Source organism: Duganella sp. BJB1802, assembly GCF_013369445.1.
Lineage (GTDB): Bacteria > Pseudomonadota > Gammaproteobacteria > Burkholderiales > Burkholderiaceae_D > Rugamonas > Rugamonas vulcania_A.
This window is the reverse complement of the sequence record NZ_JABWEF010000001.1, coordinates 53,467-79,980: the sequence shown is the minus strand read 5'-3', so window position 1 is coordinate 79,980 and position 26,514 is coordinate 53,467. Positions and strand designations below refer to the sequence as shown.

The 26,514-nt window shown below is 65.0% G+C and carries 24 protein-coding genes; 15 read left to right on the top strand and 9 right to left on the bottom strand.

Annotation, left to right across the window (positions count from 1 at the left end; translation table 11 throughout):
• Positions 1 to 116 precede the first annotated feature (116 nt).
• Genes HUX88_RS00380 through HUX88_RS00365 form a run of 4 tightly spaced genes read left to right on the top strand, consistent with a single transcriptional unit; the run spans position 117 to position 2,980 of the window.
• A complete protein-coding gene (locus HUX88_RS00380; RefSeq protein WP_176360451.1) occupies positions 117 to 1,133 on the top strand; it encodes a M14 family zinc carboxypeptidase in 1,017 nt (338 codons plus the stop codon).
• Positions 1,130 to 1,894 carry an alpha/beta fold hydrolase gene (locus HUX88_RS00375; protein WP_176360450.1) on the top strand — a complete coding sequence of 255 codons (765 nt, stop codon included), beginning with the start codon at positions 1,130 to 1,132 and terminating at the stop codon, positions 1,892 to 1,894. The genes HUX88_RS00380 and HUX88_RS00375 overlap by 4 nt, the downstream gene beginning before the upstream one ends.
• Before the next feature lie 12 nt (positions 1,895 to 1,906).
• The gene (locus tag HUX88_RS00370; protein ID WP_229213555.1) at positions 1,907 to 2,188 is read left to right on the top strand and encodes a YkgJ family cysteine cluster protein; all 282 of its coding nucleotides are present in this window, start codon (positions 1,907 to 1,909) and stop codon (positions 2,186 to 2,188) included.
• Positions 2,189 to 2,203: 15 nt separating this feature from the next.
• The gene (locus HUX88_RS00365; RefSeq protein ID WP_176360449.1) at positions 2,204 to 2,980 is read left to right on the top strand and encodes a hypothetical protein; all 777 of its coding nucleotides are present in this window, start codon (positions 2,204 to 2,206) and stop codon (positions 2,978 to 2,980) included.
• 164 nt (positions 2,981 to 3,144) lie between these two features.
• Here the strand turns inward: HUX88_RS00365 and HUX88_RS00360 are convergent, their stop codons facing one another.
• The 3 genes from HUX88_RS00360 to HUX88_RS32890 form a co-directional block, all read right to left on the bottom strand.
• The gene (locus tag HUX88_RS00360) at positions 3,145 to 3,837 is read right to left on the bottom strand and encodes a hypothetical protein (RefSeq protein ID WP_117014073.1); all 693 of its coding nucleotides are present in this window, start codon (positions 3,835 to 3,837) and stop codon (positions 3,145 to 3,147) included.
• Between the two features lie 306 nt (positions 3,838 to 4,143).
• Complete coding sequence (locus HUX88_RS00355) at positions 4,144 to 5,748, bottom strand: M64 family metallopeptidase (protein ID WP_176360448.1); 1,605 nt, start codon at positions 5,746 to 5,748, stop codon at positions 4,144 to 4,146.
• A 136-nt stretch (positions 5,749 to 5,884) separates the two neighbouring features.
• A complete protein-coding gene (locus HUX88_RS32890) occupies positions 5,885 to 6,010 on the bottom strand; it encodes a hypothetical protein (protein ID WP_301547068.1) in 126 nt (41 codons plus the stop codon).
• Between the two features lie 144 nt (positions 6,011 to 6,154).
• On the opposite strand from HUX88_RS32890, the gene HUX88_RS00350 reads away from it, so the two are divergent.
• Positions 6,155 to 7,051, top strand: a complete 897-nt coding sequence (locus tag HUX88_RS00350) for a LysR substrate-binding domain-containing protein (protein ID WP_176360447.1) — start codon at positions 6,155 to 6,157, stop codon at positions 7,049 to 7,051.
• A 6-nt stretch (positions 7,052 to 7,057) separates the two neighbouring features.
• Here the strand turns inward: HUX88_RS00350 and HUX88_RS00345 are convergent, their stop codons facing one another.
• Positions 7,058 to 9,280 (bottom strand): glycoside hydrolase family 3 N-terminal domain-containing protein, encoded by a 2,223-nt coding sequence (locus HUX88_RS00345; RefSeq protein WP_176360446.1) that lies wholly within the window; start codon positions 9,278 to 9,280, stop codon positions 7,058 to 7,060.
• A gap of 96 nt (positions 9,281 to 9,376) precedes the next feature.
• On the opposite strand from HUX88_RS00345, the gene HUX88_RS00340 reads away from it, so the two are divergent.
• The gene (locus HUX88_RS00340; RefSeq protein WP_176360445.1) at positions 9,377 to 10,198 is read left to right on the top strand and encodes an NAD(P)-dependent oxidoreductase; all 822 of its coding nucleotides are present in this window, start codon (positions 9,377 to 9,379) and stop codon (positions 10,196 to 10,198) included.
• Positions 10,199 to 11,017: 819 nt separating this feature from the next.
• Here the strand turns inward: HUX88_RS00340 and HUX88_RS00335 are convergent.
• Positions 11,018 to 11,362: a hypothetical protein gene (locus tag HUX88_RS00335; RefSeq protein ID WP_176360444.1), complete on the bottom strand. Its 345-nt coding sequence runs from the start codon at positions 11,360 to 11,362 to the stop codon at positions 11,018 to 11,020.
• Between the two features lie 183 nt (positions 11,363 to 11,545).
• Here HUX88_RS00335 and HUX88_RS00330 point away from each other — a divergent pair, with 183 nt between their 5' ends.
• The 3 genes from HUX88_RS00330 to recQ all read left to right on the top strand — a co-directional run bounded on the left by HUX88_RS00330 (position 11,546) and on the right by recQ (position 16,530).
• Positions 11,546 to 13,666, top strand: a complete 2,121-nt coding sequence (locus HUX88_RS00330; protein ID WP_176360443.1) for a M36 family metallopeptidase — start codon at positions 11,546 to 11,548, stop codon at positions 13,664 to 13,666.
• 174 nt (positions 13,667 to 13,840) lie between these two features.
• Entirely contained in the window at positions 13,841 to 14,677 is an 837-nt protein-coding gene (locus HUX88_RS00325) for an undecaprenyl-diphosphate phosphatase (protein ID WP_176360442.1), read from the top strand.
• A 29-nt stretch (positions 14,678 to 14,706) separates the two neighbouring features.
• Positions 14,707 to 16,530 carry a DNA helicase RecQ gene (gene recQ, locus HUX88_RS00320; protein ID WP_117014081.1) on the top strand — a complete coding sequence of 608 codons (1,824 nt, stop codon included), beginning with the start codon at positions 14,707 to 14,709 and terminating at the stop codon, positions 16,528 to 16,530.
• 4 nt (positions 16,531 to 16,534) lie between these two features.
• Here the strand turns inward: recQ and HUX88_RS00315 are convergent, their stop codons facing one another.
• A complete protein-coding gene (locus HUX88_RS00315; protein ID WP_176360441.1) occupies positions 16,535 to 17,185 on the bottom strand; it encodes an NADPH-dependent F420 reductase in 651 nt (216 codons plus the stop codon).
• Positions 17,186 to 17,308: 123 nt separating this feature from the next.
• Between HUX88_RS00315 and HUX88_RS00310 the strand changes: the two genes are divergently transcribed.
• Positions 17,309 to 18,232 carry a LysR family transcriptional regulator gene (locus HUX88_RS00310; RefSeq protein WP_117014083.1) on the top strand — a complete coding sequence of 308 codons (924 nt, stop codon included), beginning with the start codon at positions 17,309 to 17,311 and terminating at the stop codon, positions 18,230 to 18,232.
• 2 nt (positions 18,233 to 18,234) lie between these two features.
• On the opposite strand, the gene HUX88_RS00305 is transcribed toward HUX88_RS00310, so the two are convergent.
• Entirely contained in the window at positions 18,235 to 19,968 is a 1,734-nt protein-coding gene (locus HUX88_RS00305; protein WP_176360440.1) for a bifunctional diguanylate cyclase/phosphodiesterase, read from the bottom strand.
• A 173-nt stretch (positions 19,969 to 20,141) separates the two neighbouring features.
• On the opposite strand from HUX88_RS00305, the gene HUX88_RS00300 reads away from it, so the two are divergent.
• Positions 20,142 to 20,645 carry a DUF1993 domain-containing protein gene (locus HUX88_RS00300; RefSeq protein ID WP_176360439.1) on the top strand — a complete coding sequence of 168 codons (504 nt, stop codon included), beginning with the start codon at positions 20,142 to 20,144 and terminating at the stop codon, positions 20,643 to 20,645.
• Here HUX88_RS00300 and HUX88_RS00295 read toward each other — a convergent pair.
• Positions 20,635 to 21,615: an AraC family transcriptional regulator gene (locus HUX88_RS00295; RefSeq protein ID WP_229219135.1), complete on the bottom strand. Its 981-nt coding sequence runs from the start codon at positions 21,613 to 21,615 to the stop codon at positions 20,635 to 20,637. The genes HUX88_RS00300 and HUX88_RS00295 overlap by 11 nt on opposite strands.
• 100 nt (positions 21,616 to 21,715) lie before the next feature.
• Here HUX88_RS00295 and HUX88_RS00290 point away from each other — a divergent pair, with 100 nt between their 5' ends.
• From HUX88_RS00290 to HUX88_RS00275, 4 genes are read left to right on the top strand one after another with little or no spacing between them, the layout of a single operon-like run.
• Positions 21,716 to 22,612 (top strand): DMT family transporter, encoded by an 897-nt coding sequence (locus tag HUX88_RS00290; RefSeq protein ID WP_176360438.1) that lies wholly within the window; start codon positions 21,716 to 21,718, stop codon positions 22,610 to 22,612.
• Between the two features lie 13 nt (positions 22,613 to 22,625).
• Positions 22,626 to 24,404 carry an amidohydrolase gene (locus HUX88_RS00285; RefSeq protein WP_176360437.1) on the top strand — a complete coding sequence of 593 codons (1,779 nt, stop codon included), beginning with the start codon at positions 22,626 to 22,628 and terminating at the stop codon, positions 24,402 to 24,404.
• Positions 24,405 to 24,434: 30 nt separating this feature from the next.
• A complete protein-coding gene (locus HUX88_RS00280; RefSeq protein WP_117014088.1) occupies positions 24,435 to 24,944 on the top strand; it encodes a hypothetical protein in 510 nt (169 codons plus the stop codon).
• Complete coding sequence (locus HUX88_RS00275) at positions 24,944 to 25,666, top strand: transporter substrate-binding domain-containing protein (protein WP_176360436.1); 723 nt, start codon at positions 24,944 to 24,946, stop codon at positions 25,664 to 25,666. The genes HUX88_RS00280 and HUX88_RS00275 overlap by 1 nt, the downstream gene beginning before the upstream one ends.
• On the opposite strand, the gene trmB is transcribed toward HUX88_RS00275, so the two are convergent.
• Positions 25,667 to 26,347, bottom strand: a complete 681-nt coding sequence (gene trmB / locus HUX88_RS00270) for a tRNA (guanosine(46)-N7)-methyltransferase TrmB (protein ID WP_176360773.1) — start codon at positions 26,345 to 26,347, stop codon at positions 25,667 to 25,669.
• Between the last annotated feature and the right edge of the window lie 167 nt (positions 26,348 to 26,514).

Sequence of the window (26,514 nt, the reverse complement as noted above, 5' to 3'; positions counted from 1 at the left end):
TCTGATGCCACGATGTTCCCAAGAGCATAACATTAAATACAAAACAACTTTTAACTCGTCGCCAACCGTGTGGGAGTGGGCTACACTGTCGGTCACACCCATCCGCGTCCGCCTCCATGCCCGAGAAGAACCTGCCTGAGCTGATCACCCTGAAACGCCTGATCGACGAAGGCGGGCGGCATCTGGAGGTCGGCACCTCCTGCACGGTGGCGATGGATGGCCGCCAGTTCCCGGTCTACACCATCGCGCTCGGCAACCCCAGTCCGGACGTGCCGGCGCTGGGCTTCTTCGGCGGCATCCACGGCCTCGAGCGCATCGGCACCCAGGTCATCCTGTCGTTCATGGAAAGCCTGCTGGCGCGGCTGCGCTGGGACAACACGCTGCACCAGCAGCTCGAATCGATGCGGCTGGTGTTCATGCCGCTGGTGAACCCGGGCGGCATGTGGCAGGCCACGCGCTGCAATCCGCAGGGCGTGGACCTGATGCGCAACGCGCCCTTGAGCGCGGTCGACAAGGTGCCGTTCATGCTGGGCGGGCAGCGCATCAGCCACCACCTGCCGTGGTATCGCGGCAAGGCCGGCGCGCCGATGGAGGCGGAAAGCCAGGCCGTGTGCGAACTGGTCGAGCGCGAACTGCTGTCGCGCCAGTTCAGCATGGCGCTCGACTGCCACTCCGGCTTCGGCCTGCGCGACCGCATCTGGTTCCCGCACGCGCACACCACCGCGCCCATCCCGCACCTGGCCGACATTGGCGCGCTGGAGCAGCTGTTCAGCCAGAGCTACCCCAACCACAACTACGTGTTCGAGCCGCAGAGCCGCCAGTACCGCACGCACGGCGACCTGTGGGACTACCTGTACCTGAACGGCACCAGCTACAGCGAGCGCGTGTTCCTGCCGCTGACGCTGGAGATGGGCTCGTGGCTGTGGGTGAAGAAGAATCCGCGCCAGATCTTCGACCGCATCGCCATCTTCAACCCGACCGCCCGGCACCGGCTGCAGCGGGTGCTGCGGCGCCACCTGATCTGGTTCGACTTCCTGATGCGCGCGGCCAACAGCCACGGGCGCTGGATGCCGGAGGGGATGGCGCGCAAGGTCCAGCACCGGCGCGCGCTGGCGCAGTGGTACGACGCATGAGCCGCTGGGTCCTGCTGCGCGGCCTGATGCGCGAACAGCGCCACTGGGGCGGCTTCCCCGGCCAACTGGCCGCCGCGCTGCCGGACGCCGCCATCGTCACGCCCGACCTGCCCGGCAACGGCGAGCGCCACGCGCTGCGCAGCGCCACGCGGGTGGCGCAGATGGTGGAGTTCTGCCGGCGCGACCTGCGCGCGCGCGGCGTCGAACCGCCCTACTCGCTGCTGGCGCTGTCGCTGGGCGGCATGGCGGCGGTGGAGTGGTGCAGCCGCTATCCCGACGAAGTGGAGCGTTGCGTGCTGATCAACACCAGCATGCGGCCGTACAGCCGCTTCCACCAGCGGCTGCGCTGGCGGAACTATCCGGCCATCGTCAACCTGATGCTGCGCGGCGGCGTCGAGCGGCAGGAGCGCCTGATCCTGCGCCTGACCAGCCGTGGCGGCGACGACGCCGGACGCGAGGAACTGCTGCAACGCTGGCTGGCCTACCAGCGCGAGTTCCCGGTCACGCGCGCCAACGCGCTGCGGCAGCTGTGGTCCGCCGCCCGCTTCCGCGCGCCGTCCGCCCGGCCTGCGGTGCCGCTGCTGATCCTGGCCGGCGCCGGCGACCAGCTGGTGGACCATGGCTGCTCGCTGCGGCTGGCGCAGGCATGGGACGCGCCGCTGATGGTGCACCCCAGCGCCGGCCACGACCTGCCGCTGGACGACGGCCCGTGGGTGGCGGCGGTGATCGCGAAATGGCTGGCGGCGGAAAAAGGGGCGTAAAATAACGCCCCTATGAAAACCACCGTCATGAACTGCCGCGACAACTGCGGAGCGTGCTGCATCGCTCCTTCGATTACGAGTCCGATACCGGGTATGCCAAACGGGAAGCCCGCCGGTGTCCGGTGTATCCAGCTCGGCGACGACAATCGATGCGGCGTCTTCGGCAAGCCGGAGCGGCCGGCGTTTTGCGGTGGACTGCAACCGTCTGAAGATATGTGTGGATCGCATCGAGAATATGCCATTCGCTGGCTTGAAGAACTGGAGTGCGCTACGCTTCCCGATGCCTTAAGCTAACACGCACATCTGACTATGAGTTTTCGTTACCGCCCCACGCGCTTTTCTGAATATCACGATACTCTCGTGTCTGTCCTATTACAGAGTCCCAATCGGTTCAAATCTTTCGACGACTCTAATGTAGACCAGAAGGAAGCCCTTAGAGAAGCGTTTGAAGGACTGCAGAAAACCTTCCCGTTGGTGGAAAAAAAGCTTAAAGACGAGTACCTCGCGGCGATACTTCGAGAGCTTCTTCGGATGGCCTACGAATTCTATTCGAGCGGCGACAGCCGGAATGGTGCATATGCACTCCAGGAAGTCGAGGGAACCGTCTGGCCAAGCAGGAATGTCCCCCCTAGACACGCACTCGATGCCGAATGTCGGGTGCACGGCACGTTGAAACGGTATGCGGGCAAGGCTCCGAATCCCTACCCATATCCTGGCAGCGTTGAAGATATGGGCCACTCGCAGCTTCAGTTGTTTAGCGCCGTATTGAGGCAGTATGAAGACGGCAGCGAAACTCTACAACCTGGGGATGAGCACAACTGGTTGCTTGGGCCAGATACGATAGCTCGAAAATTTAATGCTCGGTCAAAGAAAGCTGCGGCTACACGATTCACTCAAGAGCTGTCGACACGCACATCGCTAGCCGCCTTGCGCGCTACCAGTGTATTTGGCAGCTTGCTAATATTCGACATCGAAGAAACCCATCGTCCCCGCATTTCCGTTCGAGGGAAGCCAGAGCTATTCAAGACCGGAAGCCCGAACTTCATCGTCGAAGAGGCCATCTGGACCGCAAAACCAGCGAGCTAACGCAACGCCTTCGTGCTTTTCTAACTCCCTCTCTTCCAGTGCCGCATATGCCGGCCAAAATATGCGACGCCAACGGCGAACAGGCGATCCGCTGGCTGGATGAGTTGGAGCGCGATCCCCCCAGCCCAAGTCGAAGCCAACAGTCCAGAAATAATTTAACTGCTTTACACGCGCCCCCTGGGCTTGCGAGTCCTCGCCATTTGCTCACGCCTTTCCACCGCCTCAAGGTATTGCGCTTCGGTCAGCAACCTGTCTCCTCTGGCGAGAAACCAGCCTTCCACGCAGTCGTTGTCACGCAGAGCTATCTGAACATGAGTGCCAACGCGAAAACCTGACTTCGGTGCTACCTCGGCGCCCTGATAAAAAGCTCCACGTACCGCTTGAAATGATGGCGAAGGGGGCGAACTATTTTCCCGGATGTCGTGGATGAAAGTGAATACCGCATTGTCGAGTTTTCGCAGAATGATGTCAGCGTCGTCTTCACTTGCGGCGGCGTTCTTCGGCACAGGACTACCTGTCGCCGCCAAACCGGAAAGTAACGCCGGATACGCAAGGGTGAACTCATGAATGCCTTCTTGAGTCGTCATATCCAGCCAGCGCTGAACGCTAAGAACTGCGCCCACAACCGCAGGCGTGCCAATTGGTCTTGCGGTGTACATCTTCATGGGATTGTTGTGAGATGCGTTGGCAAACATTAATGCTCGCTCGGCGTCCCCTTCAAAGAAATAGGCCCCCGGTCCCAACCAATCATAGGGATTCTTGCTGAGGTCGAGATGTGCAAGCTTGCCGCTGACTAAATCGTCTCTCGTCGTGATATCGCAACCGTGATACGCGACGAGCAAACGACCTTCAATCATTTGTAGACACGAGAGAGTTTGCCACCGGCTGTAACGATGCCCGAGCGACGCACAGCCCGGGCGGCGGCCTTATCCGATATCGCGTAAGGATTCGCCGCTTTCGCGGGGGCGGAAGAACTCACCCCGTTGCGCTTGACATCGGGGACAAGCTCATGCGCTGGCTTGGCTTTTGATTTCGAGGTAACCATGCTTCATTTTCGCACAACGCTCAAAGTGCCGCAAATTTAAGCAGCGATAGTTTTGTGGAACGCCCGCCGAGTCGACCACTCCATCGCTGGGCGACCCGGCGGACGCTACCACCCCTCGCTAAGGCTTGGCGTAGCTATAGGTCAGCGAGTAGGCGCCGCTGCCGGTCACGGCGCTGATCATCGCGTAGTAGTAGCCGGCCGGGGCGTTGTAGGTCAGCGTCTTGTTCGGCGACGTGCCCTGGCTGGCGGCCACTTGCGCCCAGCCGTTGGCGCCCCACTGATACAGCGAGACCTGGAAGTTGGTGCCCACCTTCCCGCTCAGGTTCAGCGTGAAGGCGCCGGCCGCCGCCTGCACCCACCCGGGCGAGGCGCTCGGCGCGTAGGCGGTGCCGCCGTTGGCGAGCACGCCGGTCTGCGTGATGCCGCCCCCGCCGGTGTACTGCGCGAACACCTTGGTCGCCGCCCCTTCGTTGACCGCGTGCCACGGATAACCCAGCATCCGCATGCGCGAGTTCTCGGTCGGACGGTATTTGCCGCTGGCGCAGTATTGCGCGCCCTGGAACACGCCCACCGTGCCGTTCGGGTACGCGCCCGCGCTGGTCGGCACCGGCGTGCTGGCCGCGATCAGGCCGCGCCACTTGACGCTGCGGGTGCCGTTCATCGTCACGTCCGGCTCGGCCGGCTCGCCATTCAGGCTGCAGGTGCCGTAGTCGTATTCGTCGGCCAGCCCGAACGCCGTGTGGCCGATCTCGTGCAGCGCGATCTCGATCGATTGCGTCGCCATCGACAGCGTGGCGACCTGCCCGCCGGAGCCGCCGTAGCGCGTGGAGTTGGCGACCACGATGATCACGTCCCGTTCGTCCGGCGCCAGCACCGAGCCGACGATGTCCTGCACCTTGTCGTTGTCCACGCACAGCAGGCGGTCGATGTTGTAGCAGTTGAAGGCGGCGTCCATCGCGGTGTCGCGGTAGATGCCCTTGTCCGGTTCATCCACGCCGGACTGGTTGCTGGCCACATCCACCCGCCGCACGTTCATGTTGGCGCGGTTGGCGGCGAACAGCGGATCGGCCAGGAAGCCGTCGATGACCTTCTGCGCATCCGTATGCCACTTGTCCATTTCCGCCGCCGTGTAGCCGTCGCCGACGAACACGTAGTCCATGCGCGCGGCGGCGGGGCCGGTGCTGACGATGGTGGTGGCGGTGGCCGCCGGCGTCAGGGCGGCGGCGCGCGCGCTGCGCGATGCGCCAGCCAGCTTCGCCAGCGCGGCGCGGTCGAAGCTCGCCAGCGGCGCGGCGGCTACGGCGGCGCTCATGCCCTTGGCGCTGGCGCCCTGCGCCGGCAGCACCTCGATGGTGGCGGTGGCGCTGTCGAAGGGCATCGAGACTTCGAACGAGCCGGTTGGCTGGCGCACGGTTTCGGAAATGTCGATGGCGCCGGTGCGCGGGTTGAAGACCTCGACGTGGCGCTGCTGGCTGCCCGCCACCGTGACCTCGTGCAGGATGGCGCCCTGCGCATCGCGCGCGACCACGCGCCACTGCGCGCCGGCCGCTTGGCTGCGCACGTCCGGCGTCAGGGCGAAGCTGCCGATTTCCGCGTGGCGCGCGCTGAACACGGCGCCGTTGCGGCCATCGGCATAGGACAGGCGCAGCGAGATATTGTCGGCGCTGGCGGCGCCCGCTGCCAGCAGCGCTGCCAGCGCCGCCGTGATGCGTAGGTGGTTCATGGTGTCCCCTTGGTTTTTGTAGTGGAACACCGATTGTCACGCCGGCGCCGGCCACACAATTGCGCAATGCCGCGCAACTTGTACAAAGCTGCTGCCATCGTCGCTGGCTGTTGCGCGGCCGCCGCGCCCGGCCGGATCAGCGCCGCAGCGCCATCTGCGCCAGCATGCGCTTCAGCTCCGCCCAGAATTCCGGCGCCGACACGCTGCGTGGCGTGGCCGGCTTGCGGATGCATAACGGGGTGATGGCGTGGGTCTGGAACATGGCAACCTCCTTGTCGAATGGCGCGCCGATGTCGATAAATTCTTGTGCATGGAGTTTTATCAGCGCATGAGGTATATTTTCCTCCCGCATGCGCTCGTGATCAAACGAGTAATTTTCGAACCATGCATAAGGAAAACTTAGCCTATGACCAAACCGCTGCGCTCACTCTCCGGCCTGATCGACTTCGATTGCGCCGCCCGCTGGGGCAGCTTCAAGCTGGCCGCCCAGGAGCTGCACAAGACGCCGGCGGCCATCAGCCTGCAGGTCAAGCAGCTGGAGGCGGCGGTCGGCTTCGAACTGTTCACGCGCCACCCGCGCCACATCGCGCTGACCGACAAGGGACAGGAACTGGCGGTGACGGTGGCGCGCGTGCTGGGCGAGCTGCGCGCCAAGGTGACGGCGCTGCAGGACGGCGACGAGGAAAAAATCCTGCGCATCTCCACCACCCATTCGCTGGCGATCAAGTGGCTGGTGCCGCGCATCCACCGCTTCACCAAGCTGTATCCGGAGCTCGACATCCGCATCGATTCCAGCGACCGCCTGGCCGACATGGAGGACGGCAGCACCGACGCCGCGCTGCGCTTCCATGCCATCGAGGACGGCGACCCGGAGCTGCTGTTCCGCGAACGGCTGGTGGCGGTCTACAGCCCGTCGTTGCTGGCGCCCGGCCAGCAGGCGCTGACCTTGGCCGACCTGCAGCGCTTCCCGCTGCTGCATGAGCACAGCACCGAGGAGTGGATACATCTGCTGCGCGAGAACCATATCCTAAAGGGGAAATACGACTTCTCCCGCAGCTACAGCAACTTCGCCGTGCTGGCGCAGGCGGCGCTGGCGGGACAGGGCATCAGCCTCGTGTCCTACGCCATCGCCTACGAAGACCTCCGCACCGGCGCGCTGAAGATGCTCGCCTGCCGCTGCGCGCCCTACCCGCGCGGCTACCGGCTGGTGGTCAACCGCAGCAAGGAGGGCACGGCCAAGATCGCCCGCCTGCGCGCCTGGCTGAAGGACGAAATCGACGAGATGCGCCGCTCGCTGGATTGACGCCGCTTATCGCAGCAGCTTGAGCGCACCCTCCAGGCGGATATCGTCGGAGGCGCCGCCGACCATCAGCTTGAAGTCGCCCGCTTCGGCGCCCCACACCAGCTGGCTGTTGAAGAACGACAGCAGCTCGCGGTCGATGGTGAAGCTCACGCGGCGCTGCTCGCCCGGCCGCAGATGGATCTTCTGGAAGCCCTTCAACTCCTTCATCGGCCGCGCCACCGAGGCCACCATGTCGCGCAGGTACAGCTGCACGATCTCGGTGCCCTCGGCCTTGCCGGTGTTGGCCAGGTCGAACGACAGCGTGACCTTCTGCGACGGCGACATCTCCGCGCTGCTGATCGTCAGGCCCGAATATTTGAACGTCGTGTAGCTGAGGCCATGCCCGAAGGCGTAGCGCGGGCTGTTGACCGAATCGATATAGCCCGATTTGTAGACCACATCCTTCTCGTCGGTGACGGGCCGGCCGGTGCTGGGCTGCGCGTACGACAGCGGAATCTGGCCGACGCTGCGCGGGAAGGTGATCGGCAGTTTGCCGGACGGGTTGTAGTCGCCGAACAGCACATTGGCGACCGCGTTGCCGCCCTCGCTGCCGGGGAACCAGGCGTAGACGATGGCGTCCGCCTGGTCGGCGATGGTGTTGAACACCAGCGGACGGCCGGCCAGCATCACCACCACGACCGGCTTGCCGGTGGCCTTGAGCGCGGCGAACAGCTGCTCCTGATGGCCGGGCAGCGTGATGTCGGTGCGGGACTTGGCCTCGCCGCTCAGGTCCCAGGTCTCGCCGACGGCCAGCACGACCACGTCCGCCATGGCCGCCGTGGCGACGGCTTCGGCAAAGCCCTCGGTGCCGGTGCAGCCCGCGCCGCAAGCCTGCGCGTAGCTGACCTGCGCCTTGCCCGCGTGGTCGCGGATGCCTTCGAGGATGCTGACCACGCGCGCGCGGTCGCCCTCCACCACCCAGCCGCCTTCCAGGTCGCGCTGCGCGTCGGCCAGCGGGCCGATGACCGCGATGCGCTGCGCGTCGCGCGACAGCGGCAGTGTGCCGCCCTGGTTCTTCAGCAGCACCAGCGATTTCTGCGCCACGTCCAGCGCGACGGCGCGGTGCGACGGATCGGCCAGCACGGCCTTCTCGCGCGCGGCGTCAGCGAAGCGGTAGGGATCGTCGAACAGGCCAAGCTCGAACTTCTTGTACAGGATGCGACGCACGGCGTCGTCCAGCGTCTTCATTTTCACCTTGCCGGATTTGATCGACTGCTCAAGGTGATTGAGGTGGGCGTAGCTCTCCATGTCCATGTCGCTGCCGGCGTTGATGGCTTTGACCGAGGCGTCGGCCAGGTCGGCGGCGTAGCCGTGCGCCACCATCTCGCGCACCGAGCCCCAGTCGCTGACCACGAAGCCCTTGAAGTTCCAGCGGCCCTTGAGGACATCGCGCTGCAGGAAGCTGTTGCCGGTGGCCGGCACGCCGTTGAGCGTATTGAAGGAGTTCATGAACGTCGCCGCGCCCGCGTCCAGCGCGGCCTTGAACGGCGGCAGGTAGACCTCGAACAGCTGCTGCTGGCTCATGTCGACCGCGTTGTAGTCGCGGCCCGCGATCGCCGCGCCATAGGCGGCGAAGTGCTTGGCGGTGGCCATCACGGCATCGGTCGCGCCCAACCGCTTGCCCTGGAAGCCGTGCACCCGCGCGCGCGCGATGGCCGAGCCGAGGAAGGCATCCTCGCCGGCCCCTTCCATCACGCGCCCCCAGCGCGGATCGCGTGCGATGTCGACCATCGGCGCGAAGGTCCAGTGGATGCCGGCTGCGGAAGCCTCGCGCGCGGCGATGCGGGCCGACTGCTCGATCGCCTCCATGTCCCACGACGCCGACTCGCCCAGCGGCACCGGGAACACGGTGTGGTAGCCGTGGATCACGTCCTGCCCGAACAGCAGCGGAATGTGCAGGCGCGATTGCAGCGCCAGCGCCTGCATCGCGCACGTATCGGCCACGCCTTTCACGTTGAGCATGGAGCCGACCTTGCCGCTGCGGATATCGGCCTGCGTCCGGGCGTCCTCGCCGCTGGCCGGGCCGGTGTTCAGGCTGCCGGATATCTGGTGCAATTGGCCGACCTTCTCGGCCACGGTCATCCGCCGCATCAGCGCGGCGACTTTGCTTTCGATCTGCGCATCCTGCGCGCCGGCCAGCAGCGGCAGCAGCGCCGCGGCCAGGGCCAGCGAGGTCTTCATCATGGTCATTGTGCCTTCCTGTTTAAATTTCAGCGTTCATGTTTGAGCCTGCCAATATATCCGCTATACTTCAGGTTAAACGTTTAACTACATTTCTGAAAAAAAATGACCGAGACCTCCCACGCAAAGCCTTTCAAACGTTTACTCCTCACCGGCGCCGGCGGCGGCCTGGGCACCATTCTGCGCGAGCGCGCCAAGGCCTGGGCCGACGTGGTGCGCCTGAACGACGTCAAGGACCTCGGCCCGGCGCGCGAGGGCGAGGAAATCGTCATCGGCGACCTGGGCGACCGCGACGCCGTGCTGGCGATGATGGAAGGCGTGGACGCGGTGCTGCACTTCGGCGGCATCTCGGTCGAGGACAAGTTCGAGCCGATCATGAACGCCAACATCCTCGGCCTGCACCACCTGTACGAGGCGGTGCACAAGTGCGGCGTCAAGCGCGTGATCTACGCCAGCTCCAGCCACGTGGTGGGCTTCTACGAGACCACGCAGCTGGTGGACGCCGGCATGCCGCTGCGGCCCGACGGCTTCTATGGCGTGTCGAAAGCGTTCGGCGAGGCGCTGTCGCGCTACTACTACGACCGCTTCGGCACCGAGACCGTGTGCCTGCGCATCGGCTCCTCCTTCCCGGAGCCGAAGAACAGCCGCATGATGGTCACCTACCTGGCCTACGACGATCTGGTGGAACTGATACGCTGCTCGCTGTTCACGCCGCGCGTGGGCCACACGATCACCTTCGGCACCTCGGACAATCCGACCAAATGGTGGGACAACAAGCACGCCGCGCACCTGGGCTATGTGCCCAAGCACAGCTCCAGCGAATTCGCCGCCAACTTCCCCGACAGCGCGGCCTACCCCTTGCCGGACGACGCCCCGACCATCTACCAGGGCGGCCCGTTCGTCACCGCCGGGCCGATGTACAAATAACGAAGGCGAATGCCTGCTGGGGTATTCCAAATCCCAACTCCGTCTAATTCAGTCTAAATAAGTCCGCCTGGGTCCAAATGAGTCTGAAATTCTGCAGGCGCGATCTAAACCAGTCCATGAAATTCAGGACAAAGTCTAAACTGATCTTATTTTGGAAGGAAAAAGTCTAAACCAACCCATAGCGCCATCGGCGGACTATCGGCATATTTGTTCGACAAACATGGGAGAACGCTGTTTAGGTAAAGCAGGATTGCACACGATGGCAAGTTGGGAAGGTGCGCTGAGTTGGGTGACGAACTGTCCGCCAAAGAAGACCGGTTCTCCTTGCGTCTGAAAGCAAAGATTGGTAAGTCGCCGCATGGTGCTTGGCGGGTTCAGAAAAGAATAGAACAGTTCGGTGTCCTGCCTGGTGGGGACAACGAACTCTCCCCGCTCGTTGGTTGTGGTCACCACGGATGCATCTTTGCAGGGAGCCGAGGATTCTGAGCTTGTGCCGACGAGAACCGCCACGTTTGGCACAGGCGACGTCCCGACTATCAATGTGCCGCGAATTTCAGGAACCAAGGTAACCCGGTGCGGCGCAGGCGCACATCCGGCAACCGCCAGGACAGCGCAGATTACCAAAGATGAAAAAGAGCGTGGGGGCATGGAGCAGACCTAACTCAAAAAGTAAGCGCCGGCCGGAGCGCGCAGCGCGGATAGCTTGCTGGCGCAAACGACCACTGCCAGATTGGCTCGCAGCCAACGCAAACCATTTCTTTGCATTAAAGATATCACAGTCCAAGACGGCCTCGTCGGCCCGCTGGTTTGGTAAACAGTTTATTCAGTTTTCAAATGCAAGTGCTTGATGGCGCGGTTTTTTCCGATGGTGGCCGACACCAGCAGCGCCTTGCCGCAGCGCACGCGGTACAGGTAGCTGCGCTCCTCGCCGTCGACCGTGCGTTGCAGCAGCTCCAACGGCGGCGCTGCCTTCGCCGGACAGGCGCGCAGCAGCGGCGCCTCCGCCGCCGCAGGATCGGCCGCCATCGCCGCGACGGCGGCGGCCACCTGCCGCGTCACTTCCGGCTCCACATCCTCGATCGGCCCGGGCACCTGCGCCAGCGCGCAGCCGGACGCCAACGCGGCCAGTACAACCGTCAACAGCGAAATAAACAACCTGGCCATGCGCTTCCTTTCGTCGGATATTTGGGAGCCATCTTAGCGCCGCCCGCGCCGCGCCGCCATGTCTCATTTTTAACAGAACTCCGCAAAATGTCTAAAAAGGCGTGATTTTACAAACGGCAAAAAGCCGTGGCTATACTCGTCTGGCAGACCCATCAACCCGATCTTTACAGGAGTCCATGCAGCATGCGCCCATTCGCCCGTCCCCTACTTGCATCCCTGATCGTGCTGGCCTACGCGGGTTCCGCGCACGCCGACAGCTATTCCGTTGACAACCTCACGCTGTTCTCCGCCACCGCCGCCACCTCGGCCGACGAGGTGCTGCGCCAGAACGCCAGCCGCTACGGCCTGCCCGCCTCGTTGAACAACCTGGGGCTGGTGAAGGTGCAGGAGTCGCTCACCGGCAAGCACTACCACTACCAGCAGATGCTGCGCGGCCTGCCCGTGGACCGGGCCGAGATCATCGTCTCCATCGGCAAGAACGGCCAGTTGCAAAAGATCTTCAACGAGACCCGCCACATCTCCGACAAGGTGGACGCCAGCGCCGTCAACCAGCTGTACAACCAGGCCCAGATTAGCGAGGACCAAGCGCTGGACAAGGCCTGGACCAACATGAAGGTGCAGCATCCGCTGGTGGCCGCGCCGTCGTCCGAGCTGGTGTGGGTGCCCACCAAGGACGGCGTGCAGCTGGCGCGCAAGGTGCGTATCGAGGCGCAGATGCCGACCGGCGGCTTCGTGCAGTTCCTGAACGCGCACGACGGCACGGTGATCGGTTCCTATTCCACCTCGCTGCCGCGCCGCGGCAAGCGCTCGCTGGACGCGCGCGCCGAACTGGCCGGCCCGGTGCTGGACCGCCGCGCCGCCACCAAGGCCGTCAACGACAACCTGGCCGCGCGTCCGCGCCTGAGCGCGCAGGCCGGCGCCGTGGCCACCGCCACGCCGTCCGGCATCAACGGTTCCGGCTACGCCTTCGATCCCGATCCGCGCACCGTGCTCAACACCGACGCCCTGACCGACACCTCGCCCGCCTCCGCCTTCGACGCCGCCTACTCGACCAAGACCCTGCGCGACCTGACGGTGACCAGCGGCGTCTACAAACTGAGCGGCCCGTTCGTCAACATCAAGGACATCGAAGCCCCGAACACCGCGCCCAGCACCACCAGCAACGGCGTGTGGACGGCCAAGCGCGGCAACGATGCCTTCGACGACACCAACGTCTACTTCCACCTGGACCAGAGCCAGCGCTACATCCAGTCGCTGGGCTTCACCGGCACCAAGTCCATCATCAACCGCCCGCTGGACGTGGACACCAACGGCGTCAACGGCGACGACAACTCGCACTACAGCGGCGGCGCGGCCGGCTCGGACTACCTGGCCTTCGGCCACGGCTGCGTCAACGACAGCGAGGACGCCGACGTGATCCTGCACGAGTACGGCCACGGCATCCAGGCCAACATCGACAGCAGCTGGAGCGGCGGCGACACCGGCGCCATGGGCGAAGGCTTCGGCGACTACTGGGCCGCGTCCTACTCCTACAGCACGCCGAACGGCAAGATCTACCACCCCGAGTGGGCCTTCAGCTGGGACGGCCACGGCGCCTGCTGGGACGGCCGCCTGCTCAACCGCACCGACGCCAAGTACAACGCCAGCAAGACCTACGGCGCGCACCAGTCGGTGACCGAGGGCGGCGTGAGCTTCCAGTCCGATGAATTGTGGTCGGCGCCGCTGTACCAGTCCATGGTGGCGCTGATCGCCGCCGGCAAGCCGCGCGCCAACATCGACCAGATCATCCTGGAGGCGCACTTCGGCCTGGGCAGCAACATCAAGATGCCGGCCATGGCCACCGCCATCGTCAACGCGGCCAAGACCTTGTTCCCGTCCGACCTGAGCTACGCCAACACCTTCCAGGCCAAGTTCGAGGCGCAGAACATCCTGTCGTCGGTGGTCAGCGGCCCGACCATCAGCGAGGTCGAGAGCAACAACACCACCGCCACCGCGCAGGCCATCACCACCACCGGCACCACCGTCAACGGCACGATGAGCGCCTCGACCGACGTCGACTACTACAAGATCGTGCTGCCGACCGGCAAAACGCTGGCCCTGACGCTGGCGCCGAACGCCAGCTCGGACTACGACCTGGAGCTGTACAACAGCGCCGGCACCAAGGTCGCGTCCAGCGTCAACGGCACCGGCGCCGCCGACAGCGTCAGCTACGGCACCGCCGGCACGCTGTACGCCAAGGTCATCTACTACGGCGGCGGCACCGGCGCCACCAGCGGCAAATACACGCTCAAGGCCAGCTGGTAAGCCGGGTCGAAATACCTTCCTTTCAACGCCCCGCTCCGGGGCGTTTTTTCGTTGGGCCGCCGAAAACCGCATTACGCTTGAGTGAGATTCAGAATCGGAGCCGGCGAACATGGTAAGCTTCGACCCCGGCGCTATGACAGCGCCCCCTTTTCCCACCAACTAACTACTTACTTCATGGATATCGTTCTCGCTCTCAAAGCCCTGATCATGGGCCTGGTTGAAGGTTTCACGGAATTCCTGCCGATTTCGTCGACCGGCCATTTGATTCTGGCCGAACACCTGCTGGGCTTCCACGGCATGGAAGAAAAGATGAAAGTGTTCGAGATCGTCATCCAGGCGGGCGCCATCTTCGCCGTCTGCTGGGAGTACCGCGCGCGCATCGCCGCCGTGCTGACCGGCCTGGGCGACCCGAAGCAGCAGCGCTTCGCCATCAACGTGTTGATCGCCTTCATGCCGGCCGCCGTGCTGGGCGTGCTGTTCAACAAGGCCATCAAGGCCAAGCTGTTCGCGCCGGTGCCGGTGGCGCTGGCCTTCATCGTCGGCGCCTTGGTGATCCTGTGGGTGGAGAAGCGCGAGAAGGCCAATCCGGCCATGGCCCGCATCAACTCGGTGGACGACATCACGCCGGCGGACGCGCTCAAGATCGGCATCGCCCAGGCGTTCGCGCTGATCCCCGGCACCAGCCGCTCCGGCGCCACCATCATGGGCAGCATGATCTTCGGCCTGTCGCGCAAGGTGGCGACCGAGTTCTCGTTCTTCCTGGCGATCCCCACGCTGCTGGGCGCCACCGTGTATTCGCTGTACAAGGAACGCGCGCTGCTGTCGGCCTCCGACCTGCCGCTGTTCTCGATCGGCACCGTGGCGGCCTTCGTGTCCGCCTTCCTGTGCGTGCGCTGGCTGCTGCGCTATATCAGCTCGCACACCTTCACCGCGTTCGCGTGGTATCGCATCGCCTTCGGCCTGATGGTGCTGGTCACCGGCTACACCGGTATGATCGTCTGGGCCGACTAACAACTTTGCAGTAGAAACGAGTAGTAGAAATGGATCATCAGGAAAATAACGAGCGCGCCCTTCATCTGCTGCAGACCGTGTTCGGCTACCCAGCCTTCCGCGGCCAGCAGGCGGAGATCGTCGGCCATGTCAGCGGTGGCGGCGACGCGCTGGTCCTGATGCCCACCGGCGGCGGCAAGTCGCTGTGCTACCAGATTCCCGCGCTGGTGCGCGACGGGGTCGGCGTGGTCGTCTCGCCGCTGATCGCGCTGATGCAGGACCAGGTGGACGCGCTGGCCGAGGTGGGCGTGCGCGCCGCCTTCCTCAACTCCACCCAGACTTACGAGGAAGCGAGCCGCATCGAGCGCCTGGTACGCACCGGCGAGATCGACCTGGTCTACGTGGCGCCCGAGCGCCTGATGACGGAACGCTGCCTGAACCTGTTCCAGGCGTCGAAGATCGCGCTGTTCGCTATCGACGAGGCGCACTGCGTGTCGCAATGGGGCCACGACTTCCGGCCCGAGTACATCAAGCTGTCGGTGCTGCACGAGCAGTTCCCCAACGTGCCGCGCATCGCGCTGACCGCGACCGCCGATCCGCAGACCCGCGCCGAAATCATCCACCGCCTGCAGCTGGGCGACGCGATGCAGTTCGTGTCCTCGTTCGACCGGCCCAACATCCGCTACCAGATCGTCGAGAAGGCCAACGGCCGCAAGCAGCTGCTGGACTTCATCACCACCGAGCATGGCGGCGACTGCGGCATCGTCTACTGCCTGTCGCGCAAGAAGGTCGAGGAGACCGCCGAGTTCCTCAACGAGAACGGCGTGCGCGCCATGGCCTACCACGCCGGCATGGACCACGCCAAGCGCGCGGCCAACCAGGCCAAGTTCCTGCGCGAAGAGAACATCGTCATGTGCGCCACCATCGCCTTCGGCATGGGCATCGACAAACCCAATGTGCGCTTCGTCTGCCACCTGGACCTCCCCAAGAGCATCGAGGGCTACTACCAGGAGACCGGCCGCGCGGGCCGCGACGGCGAGCCGTCCAGCGCCTGGATGGCCTACGGCCTGCAGGACGTGGTGCTGCAGCGCCGGATGATCGACGAGTCGGAAGCCGACGAGACCTTCAAGCGGGTGCTGGGCAACAAGCTCGATGCGATGCTGGGCCTGTGCGAGACGCTGAGCTGCCGGCGCGTGCGCCTGCTGGACTACTTCGGCGAAGCCTCCGGCCCTTGCGGCAATTGCGACACCTGTTTGATCCCGCCGGTGTCCTTCGACGGCACGGTGCCGGTGCAGAAGCTGCTGTCGGCGGTGTACCGCGTCGACCAGCGCTTCGCGGCCGGCCACGTGATCGAGGTGCTGCGCGGCGTGGAGACGGACCGCATCAAGACCTGGCACCACGATTCGCTGTCGGTGTTCGGCATCGGCGCCGACCGCAGCGAGCAGGAATGGCGCGCCATCCTGCGCCAGGTGATCGCGCTCGGGCTGGTGACGGTGGACCATGAACAATACAGCTCGCTGAAGCTGACCGACGCCGCGCGTCCGGTGCTCAAGGGCGGGCAGAAAGTGCAGCTGCGCCAATACCAGAAGCCGGTCAAGCAAAAGAGCGCCAGCCGCGCCTCGAAAGGCTATGTGGAGAGCGACCTGTCGCCGCGCGAGCAGGCCATCTTCGACAAGCTGCGCTGGTGGCGCGTGGAGACCGCGCGCGCGCACGACGTGGCGGCCTACATCATCTTCAACGACGCCACGCTGCGCGAGATCGCCAAGGCGCGTCCCACCACCTTGTCCGACCTGCGCGGCATCTCCGGCGTCGGCGAGAAGAAGCTCGCCTCCTACGGCGACGAGATCGTCGCCATGATCAGCGAGATGGAGTAAGCGCCTAGACGCGCACGAGGTTGTGCGTCGACAGCGGGCCGAAAGGCAGCGATGCCAGCGGGCCACCCACATCCAGCGCGCCCAGGTCGACCGGGAAGAAGCCGGCGCCGTCCATGATGGCGCGCACCTCAGCCTTGGCGCCTGCGTCGTCGCCCGAGTAGAACAGCACGCGCTTGCCGCCGGCCGTCTCCGGCTCCTTCAGCACGTTGACGTCGTTATGGTTGAAGGCCTTCACCACGCGCGCGCCGGGCACGAACTGCTGGATCACCTGGCTGGAGTGCTTGCCGCCCAGGTCGACCGCCTTGATCCCGTAGGCCGCCAGCGGATTGCTGGTGTCGTTCGCGTCAGGCGACGTCGCGGGATCGAAGAACTCCACCGGGTTGGTGCCGTCGATCACGATGCGGCCATTCCACGCCGGCAGGCTGCCCAGCACCTTCTCCGCGTCGACCCAGCGCACCGCGACCAGCACGATGTCCGCGCTTGCCGCCTCTTCCACCGTACCCGCCTTGATGGACGGTCCCAGCTCCTTCACCAGGTCGGCCAGCGAGGCCGGCCCGCGGCTGTTGGAGATGGTGGCGGGGATGCCCTGTTTGGCGAGGATGCGAGCGAAGTTGGAGCCGAGGGCGCCCGAGCCAATGATGCCGATAGTAGACATGATGTTTCCTTTAAAGGTTAAGTGTATAAACTGTTTGCTGAGTTGAAGTGTAGGGCTGGTCAGCTTCTAGCGTTAGTCACAACCAGCTATAATCAGTTTCAATCAACACTTGAAGGCGAAGTCATGGAAACCCTGGCCAACCTGGAATCGTTCGTGCGCAGCGCCGAGAGCGGAAGCTTTTCGGCGGCGGCCCGCCGTCTCGGTTTGACGCCGGCGGCGGTGAGCCGCAACGTCGCCCTGCTGGAGCGTAATCTGGGCGTGCAGCTGTTCATGCGCAGCACGCGCGGCCTGACGCTGAGCGAAGCGGGCGAACGTTTTCAGCAATCGGTGCAGGGTGGCCTCGACAGCATCCAGGGCGCGATCGCCGACATCAAGGTCAACGCCGGGCAACCGGCCGGCGTGTTGAAGCTGAGCGCCGCGCCGGGGTTCGGCATGGACTACCTGCTGCCGCTGATGCCGGCGTTCCTCGAACGGTATCCGGGCGTGGTGCCGGACTGGGTGTTCGACAGCCGTCCGCTGGACCTGATCGCCGGCGGCTTCGACGCCGCCATCGGCGCCGGCTTCGAGCTGCCGCCGGGGATGGTGGCGCGCGAACTGGCGCGCATCCATTTGATCGCGGTGGCCGCGCCGGCGCTATTGCAGGGCAAGCGCAGTCCCAAGGATCCATCCGGACTTGCCGAGTTCCCCAACGTGGTGATACGTTCGCCGCTGACGGGCCGTTTGCGCACGCAGGTCATGCGCAACCACGCCGGCGCCGAGGTCGCGGCGAAGCAGCGGGCCATCATGCTGGTCAACGATCCGGATGCGCTCAGCCGCGCCGTGGTGCTGGGCCTCGGGGTCGGGCTGATACCGGTGCCGCACGCCGCGCCGCACCTGGAAAGCGGCGCGCTGGTGCGCCTGCTGCCGAACTGGTACGGCGACGTCGGAGCGGTCTCCCTGTACTTCACCAGCCAGAAGCTGCTGCCGGCGAAGACCCGGGTCTTTATCGATTTTGTGGTCGAGGCGTTCCGCGCGCAGAACATCGCGCGACTGCTCTCCGCCAAATAGCATCAATCCCGGGCCGGGAATTTCAGCAGTTTCGACATGGCCTCGGCCGGCAGCGGCTTGCTGAAAAAATTACCCTGCAAGATCTCGCAGCCTTCGCGCCTGAAAAACGATACCTGCTCCGGCGACTCCACCCCTTCGACGACGATCTTCAGCCGCAGCGTATGGGCCAGCGCGATGATGGCGCTGACGACCGCGCAGCTGTCCTGGTCCGCGGGAATGCGCTCCAGGAAGGAACGGTCAAGTTTGACCCTGTCTATCGGCAGCCCGCGCAGTTTGCTGAGGGACGAATAGCCGGTTCCGAAATCATCGATGGCGATCGTGACGCCCAACGAGCGCAAGCGCGCCAGCATCGTCGATCCCGGCCCATCGCTCTCGACGGCCTGATTCTCCGTGATCTCGATCTCGATGTTTTCACCGTCCAGCTTGTTATCCCTCAGGAGGCGCTCGATATGATCGGACAGTTCGGCATAGAGCAGCTCGCGCGGACACAGGTTGACGCACATTTTAAAGTCGGTCAGGCCTTGAGCCTGCCATTTTGCGGACTGCGCGCACGCCTCCGTCAAGATCCACAAGCTGAGCTCCAACATCTGGCCCGAGTCGATCGCCAGCGCGATGATCTCCTCGATGGGATGGCTCGCCAGCGCCGCGTCCTGGCAACGCAGCAAGGCCTCGACCCCCACGATGTTCTCGCTGCGCGTATCGACTTGCGGCTGGTAGTCCAGCCGGAACGCGCGCGCCTTCACCGACCGCTTCAGGCTGGCGATCAGCTGGGCCTTGTTGTGCGCCTCGGCGTCGAGCTGCCTGGAGTAATAATGGTAGCCCCCGTGGCTGCGTTCATTCTTGATTTTGTAAAGGGCGAGATCAGCCTTGCGCATCAGTTCATCCTGATCGCTGGCGTCGTCCGGAAAGACCGAGATGCCAATGCTGACGCCGATGACCACTTCATGGCCGTCGATTTGAATGGGATTGGACAGCGTCTCGATCAGTTTGGTCGCCAGGCTGGCGCCGGTTTCTGGTGTCTGCACATTGGCCTGCAACACGACAAATTCGTCACCGCCCAGGCGCGCGACGAAGTCGGAGTCGCGGATGACCTCGCGCACCGAGCGCGCCACCCGCTGCAACAGCCTGTCCCCGGCCTGATGGCCCCAGCGGTCGTTGATCTGCTTGAAGTTGTTCAGGTCCATCATATGAATCAGCAGCAGATTGCCGTTGCGAAGCGCCGCCGCCGACATTTCGCTCAGGCGCTCCTCCAGTTCCGCGCGGTTGCCGACACCGGTCAACAGATCGATCCGCGCCATTTGCGCGCGCTCCGTTTCAACGCGCCTGCGCTCGGTTTCGTCACGAAGAATTTTCAGGTATCCCGTGATCTCGCCGTTGAAATTCAGGATAGGGGTCATCACGCCATCGGCCCAAAAAACGGTGCCATCCTTGCGGCGGTGCCAGCGGACATCGTCGCTTCGGCCGATATCGCGGGCGTTTTCCAGCTCCCGCATGGGCACGCCGTTGGCGTTGTCTTCCGACGTAAAGAGGAGCGCCAGCGGCTTGCCGACAATCTCCTCGGGCATATAGCCAAACACCAGTTCCGCCCCTCTGTTCCAGGAGACGATAGCCCCTTGGGGATCGGTGGTGATAATCGCATATTCAGTCGCCGACGCGAATATCGCATCCAGCAAGCCAGGGTTGGCTTTGTCGGTCGGTTTAAGTGGAAGCTTGGTGTGTTTCTTTTTGGTGGACATGACGGACCTCCCGCTACAGGACGAGCCGCCAGACTAGCGCAATCGGACGCCGCGACGTATAAGCGAAATCAATATCGACGCGCATTTCCATTGTGCTCGGGCCACGCGCGGGGATGATTGAACAGCTGAGTTAAACTCGGCGGCATCTTTTCCGCCCCCATCCAGGACACGCCATGCACGCATCAACTATTTTTATACGCTATCTCGGCCAGCTGGCTGGCATCATCGAGAAAGTGAAGGGCCGGCCGGAAATCCTCGGCGCCCGGCTGCACGCCGGGATGCTGCCGTTCGCCTCGCAGGTGCGGGCCACCTGCAACTTCGCGCTGCGCGGCTGCTGCCCGTTGGCCGGCCTGCCGCCGGTCAGCTTCGATGGCGCGGAGCCGTCCTTCGCGGCGCTGGCCAGGCAGGTCGAGGAGACCATGGCCTACATCGCCGCGATTCCGCCGCGGCGGTTCGAAGGCCCGGCCGACCGCCAGTGCCGCGACCGCGCGGGCTTCGCCGACATCGAGCTGCCGGCGGACGAATATCTGAACCTGTACATCCTGCCCAACTTCTACTTCCACTTCAGCATGGCCTACGCGATCGCGCGCGGCCAGGGGGCGGACATCGGCAAGCAGGACTTCGACGGCTACCATCTGTACGCGCCCGGTTTCTCGTTCGAACAGCCTAGGCCGTAACGATGACGCGATAACGGCTGGGCGGCGCGCCGACCGCGTCGCGGAAACGGTGGCTGAAGTGGCTCAGGTCCGCGTAGCCGCAGGCGTCGGCGATCTGCTGCAAGGGCTGATCGGTGGTCTTCAGCAGCCGGCGCGCATGTTCCACGCGGCGCGCGGCGATCCACGCCGACGGCGGCATGCCGAACGAGATCCTGAACATGCGCGCCAGGTGGTACTCCGACATGCACGCCAGCTGCGCCAGCATGCCCAGCGAGATGTTCCGCGCCAGATTCGCCTCGATGTAGTCGGCCAGCCGGCGCCGCACCACCGGCGCCAGGCCGCCGCGCACGCGCTGCTGGTGCTGCGGCATCGATTGCGACAGCAGCAGGTGGCTCAGGGTCTCGTGCGCCGTCTCGTTGGCGCGCAGCTGGCCGTCCGCGCCTTCCCACGACATGTTCGCCAGCCCCGCGCACAGGCGGCCGATGCGTTCATCCTCGAAGTAGGTGCGGTCGGCCAGCGTGATCTCGCGCGGTTCGCGATCCAGCTCCACCACGGCGCGGCGCGTGAAATGCTCGGGCAGGAAGTAGACATGCAGGAAGCGCAGCGGCCCGCGCACCGTCCAGCTGGACTCGTGCCAGTCCGGCAGCGTGCACAGACGCTCCGGCGCGCCGTACAGGCCGGGCAGCTCGTCGCGCTCCGTGCGGTAGCCGCCGCCCATGTAGTAGGACAGCGTGTGGTGGCCAGGCTTGCTGTAGCTGGTCTCGGCGACCTCGGTGTCGCGGCGCCAGATCGCCACCGCCAGCTCGTCGCCCAGCCACGCGAAGCGCTCCAGCACCGCATCGGTTTCGGACATGGTACGGAACACGGCGTGCGAAATCAGCCCGTCCGGCGGCCGGACCAGGGGCGCGGCCGTGGCGCCGGCGCTGCCGCGAGCGTGCACGGGGAAGCCGCCGTTGGCATCGGCGGCGGCGTTGGGCGGGTTGGCTGACATGCATAAAGTCTAGCATGGAGCACGCCCTCTCCGCCGGCGGCCCGCCGATTTGCGCAATTCCAGACAAGCGCCCGCGCCGCGCGCGCGGCATGCTGGCGGCATGAATATCTTCCTCTACCTGCTCACTGTCCTGATCTGGGGTACGACCTGGATCGCCATCACCTTCCAGATCGGCGTGGTGCCGGCGCCGGTGTCGATCGCCTACCGCTTCTGGCTGGCCGCCGCCGTGCTGATGGGATTTTTGCTGGTCACCCGCAAGCCGTGGTGGCCGCCGCGCCAGGCGTGGCGCTACCTGTTCGCCCAGGGCCTGGCGCTGTTTTGCCTGAACTTCCTGTGCTTCTACTACGCCAGCCAGTGGATCACCAGCGGCCTGGAAGCGGTGGTGTTCTCCACCGCGCCGATCTGGAACGCCATCAACGGCCGCATCTTCCTCGGCCGGCCGATACGCCGGCAGGTGATGACGGGCGCCCTGCTCGGCCTGACCGGCATCGTGCTGCTGTTTTCGCCGCAGATGGCCGGCCACTGGAACGACAGCAAGGTGATGATGGGCCTCGCGCTGACGCTGGGCGGCACGCTGTGCTTCTCCTGCGGGAACCTGCTGTCGAGCCGCATGCAGTCGCTGGGCCTGACGCCGTGGCTGACCAACACCTGGGCCATGCTGATCGGCTCCACCACGCTGGGCGTGGCGGCGCTGGCGCTGGGCATGCCGTTCGCGCTGGCCCCCAGCGCGCGCTATGTCGGCGCCCTGCTGTACCTGGCGATCCCCGGCTCGGTGATCGGCTTCACCGCCTACCTGTTGCTGGTCGGCCGCATCGGGCCGGACCGCGCGGCCTATTCCACGGTATTATTCCCCATCGTGGCACTGACCATTTCAACGATCTACGAAGGCTACCATTGGACGCCGACGGCCCTGGCCGGGCTGGCGCTGGTCCTGGCGGGGAACCTGCTGGCGTTCCTGCCGCTGGCGCCGCGCGCCAAAGTGATGGGAGCCGCATAAAACAGGGGAACGCATGAACAGATACGTCGCCGCAGTGGCGCTGACATTGGCGGCATCCGCGCAGGGCGCCGAAGCGCCGGCCGACACCATCTACCGCAACGGCTACGTCTACACCGTCGACGCAAAAGACAGCGTGCGGCAGGCGCTGGCCGTGCGCGCCGGCCGCATCGTCTACGTGGGCGACAACGCCGGCGCCAAGCCGCTCACCGGCAGTAAAACCAAGGTCATCGACCTGCACGGCCGCATGCTGATGCCCGGCCTGATCGACGGCCATATGCATCCGCAATCGGGCGGCAGCCGCCTGCTCAACTGCAGCCTCGATTACGAGGCGCTGACGGTGGCCCAGTTCCAGTCGCGCATCCAGGCCTGCCTGGACAAGGACAAGAAGTCCGACGCCAAGCGCTGGCTGGTGGTGGTGAACTGGTTCCAGCAAGGGATGCTGCCCGACGGCGTAGAGACCACCGCCGCCACGCTCGACGCGCTGAAGACCGAACGCCCCGTCATCGTGCGCTCCTCCTTCGGCCACTCGGCGCTGTTGAACTCCAAGGCCGTGCAGCTGGCCGGCATCAAGCGCGACACGCCCGATCCCGCCGGCGGCAAGATCACCCGCGACGCCAAGGGCGACGCCACCGGCCTGCTGGAGGACGCCGCGCAGGACATGGCGATGAACCTGCTGCCGCCGCTGACGGTGGCCGAGAACCTGGCCGCGTCCAAGGCGGCGCTGGCGGCGATGCGCAAGCAGGGCATCACCAGCTTCCTCGACGCCTACACCGATCCCGAAACCATGACCGCCTTCGCCGACCTGCACAAGCAGGGCAAGCTGACAGCGCGCGCGCACTTCGCGGTGCTGATCGATCTGGATAAAGGCGCCACGCCGCAAAGCGCGGTGGCCGATCTGCTCAAGCAGCAGAAGCAGTTCGACCAGGGCCCGACGACGGCGGCGCCGTCGATGCAGGTGCGCCACGCCAAGCTGTTCATGGACGGCGTGATCTCGGCGCCGGCCTTCACCGGCGCCATGCTGGAGCCCTACCTGGTCAACAAGGGCACGGCGGACAAGCCGGACTGGCAGCCCGGCCCCAGCACCGGCCCGGCCAGCTACTTCGCGCCCGACGCGTTGAAGGCCACGCTGGCCGAACTGGCCAATGCCCACATCGATCCGCACATCCACGTCGACGGCGACCGCGCGGTGCGCGAATCGCTGGACGCCATCGAATACCTGCGCTCCACAGCGGCCGGCAAGGACGTGCGTCCCGCGCTGGCGCACGACGAAATCGTCGCTCCTGCCGACTACCCGCGCTTCGCCAAACTGGATGTGACGCCGGTGCTGTCCTTCCAGTGGGCGAAGCCGGCGCCGGACACCGTGGGTGCGCTGAAGGACTACATGGGCCCACAGCGCTACGCCCTCGTCGAGCCGCAGGCGCCGCTGCTCGACGCCGGCGCGCGCATCGCCTTCGGCAGCGACTGGCCCGTCGATCCACTGGACGAATGGTTCGCGCTGAAGGTCGGCGTGACCCGCACCGCCGCGCCCAACGCCGGCAAGGAATACGCCGGCACGCTGGGCACGCAACCCGGCATGCCGCGCGCCGCCGTGCTGCGCGCGATCACGCTCAACGCCGCCTACACGCTGCGCCAGGAGGCGCTGACCGGATCGCTGGAGCCGGGCAAGCTGGCCGACATGATCGTATTGGACCGGAACTTCTTCACCATCCCGGCCGAGGATATCGCCAACATCAAGGTGCTGCAGACTATGGTGGGCGGCAAAATTGTGTATCAGGCCAAGGGCATGCGTTAAGATGTCGGCCTTTAGATAAACAAGCCCGCCATGGAACTCGCCATCTCCCTGCTGATCATCGCCGTCACCGGCCTGGTGGTCTACGCGATCATCAAGACCAATCCGGCCAAACCGATGCCGCTGCCGGCGCGCCCCGCCACGCCCTACGAGCCCAGGCTGCCCGAGGGCGCACCGGCGCTGCATTGGTCCGACGACGGCCGCTTCCTGGTCGAGGTGGTGAACGAATCGCGCTACCAGGCCACGCTCAAGGCGTTGGCCGGCGATCATGGCGACAGCAACGCGGCCGCGCCCTACCTGGCCACGCTGGTGCCGGACGACGTCAACCCATATGAAAGCGCCGCCGTCGCGGTCTTCCTCGACGGCCGCATGACGGGCTACCTGTCGCCCAAGGCGTCGGTGGCCTTCCGCGCGCTGCTGAAGCACGAGGAGATCGAAGGCCGCACCACGACCTGCGACGCGCAGGTGCGCGGCGGCGGCGTGTGGCAGAACGGCCGCCTGGCCTACGTGGTGGTGCTGGACATGGAGCAGTTGGAGAAGTGATGAAGGCGCTCGCACTGTCCTTGCTGCTGGCGGCAGGCACCGCGTCCGCGCAGCCTCTGGTGCTCCATTACGCGCAAAGCCCGCCGCTGCAATACGCCGACACGCGCGGCGTGCTGACCGGTCACGCGGCAACACCCGCCATCGCCGCGCTCACCGCGGCCGGCATCCCATTTGTCGTGCGCCAGACGCCGGCCAAGCAGCAGTTGGTGCTGATGCAGGACGCCGGGCAGGAACCCGCCTGCATGCTGGGCTGGTTGCAGACGCCGGAGCGCGAACGCATCGGCAAATTCTCGGAAGTGGTGTACGAGGACAAACGCCCGTTCGCGCTGACCTGGAGCGGCAACCCCGCCATGCATGACGAGGAGCCGCTGAAGGACACGCTGACCGACAAGCAGCTGCGCGTGGTGGTGAATAAAGGCGTGTCCTACGGCGTGACGATCGACCGAGGACTGCTGCGCTACAAGACGCCGACCATCCCCAGCGCGGCCGACACCCAGCAGCTGCTGGACATGCTGCGCCGGCACAGCATCGATTACTTCTTCATCACGGAGGAGGAATTGGAGGAAGCGGTCAAGGCCTCGGGCTACCCGGCCTCGCACTACAAGCGCATCTACTTCTCCGACCTGTACAAAGGCTACGAGCGCCGCCTGTGGTGCGGCAGGTCGGTGCCGGACGAGACGTTCAAACGCTTGAACGCGGCCATCGTCCGGCTGCGCAAATAACTATTTTTTGGTGAAGACCAGATCCCACACGCCGTGGCCCAGCTTCAGGCCGCGGTTCTCGAACTTGGTCAGCGGACGATAGGCCGGCTGCGGCGCATAGCCGTCGGCGGTGTTCCGCAGGCCCTCTTCCGCGCCCAGCACTTCCAGCATCTGCACCGCGTAGTCTTCCCAGTCGGTGGCGCAATGCAGATAGCCGCCCACTTCTAGCTTCTGCACCAGCAGCTTGACGAACGGCGATTGAATCAGGCGGCGCTTGTTGTGGCGCGCCTTGTGCCATGGATCCGGGAAGTAGATATGCACGCCGTGCAGCGAGCCATCCGGGATCATCTGGTTCAGCACCTCGACCGCGTCGTGCTGGATCGCCTTCAGGTTGGTCAGGCCCTGTTCCTCGATCAGCTTGAGCAGGCTGCCCACGCCGGGCGTGTGCACTTCCACGCCGATGAAGTCCTTCTCCGGCATCACACCGGCGATGTGCGCGGTGGTGCCGCCCATGCCGAAGCCGATCTCCAGCACCACCGGCGCCTTGCGGCCGAAGGCCTGCTCATAGTCGAGCGGCGCCTTGGCGTATTCGATCATGTACTTCGGGCTCAGTTCCTCCAGCGCGCGCGCCTGCGCGGTCGACAGGCGGCCAGCGCGCGTGACGAAGCTGCGGATGCGGTGTTCGGTCGGGTCGTAGAGCATCGGCCGCGCTGGGCCGTCTTTAGGGGTATCGGAAGACATGGGATGAAGTGAGTCGATGAACAATGAGGCAGCATTATATCAGCCGCCCCTTACCACCCCTCCGCTTCAGCTAATGATTGACACTCCGTTTGAGTTGAGGTCTAATCAAGGGAAGCGGCGTGAAATCG